Below are 1,754 nucleotides of genomic sequence, written 5' to 3' on the forward strand. Positions count from 1 at the left end.
CAGCCAGCCCTAAGTAGTTAAAAATTAACACTACCTCAATTTTCTCAAAAAAATCGACCCGTCGCTAGGCGGGAGACAAAGGGCAAAAGAGCAAAAGAACAGAGGGTTAAACTCCTGGGGAGACACACGCAACCCGAATGATAAAGGTGGTGCGTTACGGCGGATTGTTAATTTGAGTTTTTTGACCGAATTGATAGCCGCAAACACGCACCCTAGACTCTACTAAAAGTGGGAGTTTTTCAACCCAAATTTTCTGGTAAAATGATTGAGGATAATTGGCCAAAACTTTATGGGGATTTAAGCCTGTGATCATCAAAGAGTTAGAAGAGCAACTTCTTGCCCTCAAACCTAGGGAAAAAGTGCAGGTAATCCAGTTACTCGCTCAAAGTCTTGGTGGTAATTGGCAGGGAATTGAGAAAACGCCTAAAGTTTGTGGTGGACAAGCCTGCATTGCCAATACAAGAATTCCAGTTTGGGTGTTAGTAGAAGCTCGTCGTCTTGGTTATAGTGATGCTGATTTATTAACAAGTTATCCAACTATTAAGGCTACGGATTTAGCTAATGCTTGGGTATATGCGGCAGCTCATGAAGATGAGATTGATTTACTCATTGAGCAGAATCAGGCAGTTTAGGGGATGATACTAAATCCGCTTATTAAAAACTGATTATTTATTCTCCGTTTTGCCTGTTGTCTGTTGCCTGTTGCCTGTTGCCTGTTGTCTGTTGCCTCTCCTGATATGTAGCCTATACTCAACGGATTTAGTATTAGATTAAACTGCTCCCAAAAAGGCAAAAGCTGCCTAGTACGCACCCTAAGATATCTGAGGCCAGCAATGCTCTAAAGTTGATAATTTAATTGGGGACAATTTGCCGAAAAAGCTTTTACTTCGTCATCCCATTCTAACTTGAGCGGCGACTGGTATCATCACCAATATCTTTCGGTCGTCCGCTCCAACGTTTTGCTAGACCGGGTTTTCGCGACAAGGTGACAACTTCTCTGCCACTTTCCGCTTGCTTCTTGCGTAGATCTGCAAAGATTGCATCCAAGTCATAGTTGAAGGACTTGGCATACTCTTCACGGATTCGGTGGATCTCTTCGACGATCTCATCATGAAACATAATCAACCTCCTAAGAGTTCGTTGGGTGTACAAAGAATCGGTAACTCGTATCCAAAATCAATGCTGATCTCTGCCAATTTTCTCTGAATTTGAGCATTAGCAATATGCTTACAGTTCCACGTTAACAGATAATCCATACCGTGGACAGTTGCGGCGGCAATGTGGATCGCGTCAACTTTCGCTTTTGGAGGCAGATTACTGCGGGTTAAGAATTGTTTAGCCAAACCTTGTGCAGCTTCGTTCAATGCTAACAAGGGAAAATCACGCAAAATATCCAGCCTTTCGGAGGCGATCGCTGTATATCCTTTAGTTACTTCCTCTAGGACAGCCTCGGAAGTGTACAGAATAAAGTCGTTTCGACGAAATTCCCACCATTCCCTCGTTATCTCAATATTAGCCGCCACAATAATATCTCTGCTGGGTCGAGCAGTTAGGTAGCCTAAGATACTGGTTTCAATATAGACGCTTTCGCTCACGGCAATAGGAGAAAATCTATCCAACGTCCATCATACCCTATTTAGGGCTTGCTGAATAAAGGTGAAATGTAGGCAAGGTAAGGGTTTTGTGGCTTTACGAGCGAAACAGGTGCAAGATTTTGAGAGAATCGTGCTTCAAAACCTTGCGTCTTCATCGGC

General features: G+C 43.2%; 3 protein-coding genes. 1 reads left to right on the plus strand and 2 read right to left on the minus strand.

Going from position 1 to position 1,754, the window contains the following annotated elements:
- Positions 1-305 precede the first annotated feature (305 nt).
- Complete coding sequence (locus tag PX636_RS18325) at positions 306-632, plus strand: DUF433 domain-containing protein (RefSeq protein WP_004268636.1); 327 nt, start codon at positions 306-308, stop codon at positions 630-632.
- 268 nt (positions 633-900) lie between these two features.
- Here the strand turns inward: PX636_RS18325 and PX636_RS18330 are convergent, their stop codons facing one another.
- Positions 901-1,119 carry a hypothetical protein gene (locus tag PX636_RS18330; RefSeq protein WP_079207363.1) on the minus strand — a complete coding sequence of 73 codons (219 nt, stop codon included), beginning with the start codon at positions 1,117-1,119 and terminating at the stop codon, positions 901-903.
- A gap of 2 nt (positions 1,120-1,121) precedes the next feature.
- A complete protein-coding gene (locus PX636_RS18335) occupies positions 1,122-1,595 on the minus strand; it encodes a type II toxin-antitoxin system VapC family toxin (protein WP_288118202.1) in 474 nt (157 codons plus the stop codon).
- Positions 1,596-1,754 lie beyond the last annotated feature (159 nt).

This window comes from Microcystis sp. M53598_WE2, assembly GCF_030067735.1.
In the GTDB taxonomy this organism is placed as follows: Bacteria; Cyanobacteriota; Cyanobacteriia; order Cyanobacteriales; family Microcystaceae; genus Microcystis; species Microcystis aeruginosa.